This is a genomic window from Nocardia sp. NPDC004722 (genome assembly GCF_053601505.1).
Genome location: NZ_JBSGBY010000959.1, coordinates 1 through 2,026, shown reverse-complemented (window position 1 = coordinate 2,026; position 2,026 = coordinate 1). Strand labels below are relative to the sequence as shown.

Here is a 2,026-nt window from a genome sequence, read left to right as displayed (position 1 = left end):
CCGCATGCTGCGGCATCCGGTCGGGCTCAGCGACACCGAGATGGTGCATCAGCTGGCCACCCTCTACGGCGCGGGGATCGAGCCGCAACAGAATCTGATCGTCAACACGCTCCTGCTGCTGCTCGTCGACGACCGCTTCCGCGGCAGCGCCCTCGGCGGAAGCCTCTCCACCAGAGACGCTCTCGACGAAGTGCTCTTCGACGATCCGCCCATGGCGAATTTCTGCCTGAGCTACCCGCCGCGCGACGTGCTCATGGACGACTGCTGGCTGCCCGCGAATCAGCCGGTCGTCATCAGCATGGCGGCCTGCAACACCGATCCGGCCATCCGCGGCGGGGCATTCACCGGCAACCGCTCCCACCTGGCCTGGGGCGCGGGCCCGCATACCTGCCCCGCCAGCTCCCTGGCCTACCTCATCGCCCAGGAAGCCGTCGACCAACTCCTCGACGCGCTCCCGGAAATCCGCCTCGCCGTCCCGACCACCGAATTGCAGTGGCGGCCAGGACCGTTCCACCGCGCCCTGAGCGCACTGCCCGTCGTCTTCGCCCCCTCACCGCCGCTGCCCGAGGGCTGAGAGCCCAGGCGCGAGGGGCAGGGCTGGGCGAGGGCCCGTGGCGGGTGCCGGATACGGGAGCGGTTATGGTTCCGGCGTGCGTGATTTCGGGGTGGGGTTCGGGTATCTGGTCGCCGGGCAGCGGTGGATGACGCGGCATCGTAGTGACTATGGGCTCGGGTTGTTGCCGGGCCTCATCACCTTGGTGTTGTACGTCGCGGCGCTGACGGCACTGGGGGTGTGGGGAGGCGATCTGGTCACCGCCGCAACGCCGTTCGCCGATCATTGGGCGAGCCCGTGGCTCGGGCTGTTTCGCGGGCTGTTGACGGTGGTCTTGTTCTGCCTGGTGATGCTGGGCGCGGTGCTGGCCTTCACGGCGGTCACCCTGCTGATCGGGCAGCCGTTCTACGAGGAGCTCTCACTGCGCGTGGATCGCTCGGTGTCCCCGGACGGTTCGGCTCCGGAGTCGGGGCGCTCGCTGTGGACGGAGCTGTGGGTCTCCGCGCGCGACAGTTGCCGGATCCTGGTGCGGGTCGCGCTGTGGGGAATCCTGCTGTTCGCACTGGGTTTCGTCCCGTTCCTCGGCCAGACCGTGGTGCCGGTGATCGCCGCCCTGGTGACCGGTTTCTTCCTCGCCCACGAGCTGACGGCCGTTGCGCTGCAACGCCGTTCGATCGATCTGCGCGAGCGCCTGACCCTGCTGCGCGCCCGCCGGGGCCTCGCCTGGGGCTTCGGCGCGCCTCTGGGTCTGGCGTTCCTGGTCCCGTTCGTCGCGGTCTTCCTCATGCCCGGCGCGGTCGCGGGCGCGACGCTGATGGCGCGCGACCTCCTGGGCGAACCGACCCGCCGCTGACAGACCCGTCGCCCCCCACACCGGACGTGTGGAGGGCGACGTGGGTGAGATCGGCTGTGCCGGTGCTCAGTTGATGGTGAAGCTGCCCGCCATCGGGGGCGTGCCGTCGGCCCCGGCCGCCACGGTGCCGATGGGGTCGCCCGAGCAGTCGATGCTGGCGTAGAAGGTGGCGTCCTGGTCGGTGGTGTTCGAGACGGTCGTGGTGTCCAGGTCGGTGAGGGCGATGCGGACGCAGCCCGTCGGGTTGACGAGCACCCTGCCATTGGAGACCAGGATGCCGTTCGCGGCCTGTGCGGTGCCGGGCACCAGCACCGCCACCATCCCGGCCACCGCGGCCGCGCCGAGAACACCAGCAATACGCAACTTCATCAGATCCTCCGTCGTGAAACAGCGCCCCATCCCTCGGGGCCGTTGCAAGCTATCGCGCTCCGGGCACCGCCACGTGACCGGGAGAATACGGCGATGTTTCGTCGCCCCGCTTGTGGCGGCGGCGAATTCACCCCGCATCGGACCGGCAGATTGATAGCGTCGGTTTGTCTGTCTCTCACGGGGAGGAATGCGCATGTTTCCCGGAAGCCACGTCGCCGATCAGCCGGAGCGGGCGGCGGTCATCGTCGCCG

The 2,026-nt window shown here is 69.3% G+C and carries 2 protein-coding genes and 1 pseudogene; 2 read left to right on the top strand and 1 reads right to left on the bottom strand.

Annotation, left to right across the window (positions count from 1 at the left end):
• Together ACWELQ_RS44565 and ACWELQ_RS44560 are read left to right on the top strand one after the other, a co-directional pair.
• A pseudogene (locus tag ACWELQ_RS44565) lies at positions 1-574 on the top strand (cytochrome P450); the annotation flags it as partial.
• 76 nt (positions 575-650) lie between these two features.
• Positions 651-1,406: an EI24 domain-containing protein gene (locus ACWELQ_RS44560; protein WP_452402998.1), complete on the top strand. Its 756-nt coding sequence runs from the start codon at positions 651-653 to the stop codon at positions 1,404-1,406.
• 66 nt (positions 1,407-1,472) lie between these two features.
• Here the strand turns inward: ACWELQ_RS44560 and ACWELQ_RS44555 are convergent, their stop codons facing one another.
• Positions 1,473-1,775: a hypothetical protein gene (locus tag ACWELQ_RS44555; protein WP_452402997.1), complete on the bottom strand. Its 303-nt coding sequence runs from the start codon at positions 1,773-1,775 to the stop codon at positions 1,473-1,475.
• Positions 1,776-2,026: the final 251 nt, after the last annotated feature.

Excerpts from the sequence above, each read along its gene's own strand:
- ACWELQ_RS44555 (WP_452402997.1), bottom strand. The coding sequence starts at position 1,775 with ATGAAGTTGCGTATTGCTGGTGTTCTCGGCGCGGCCGCGGTGGCCGGG.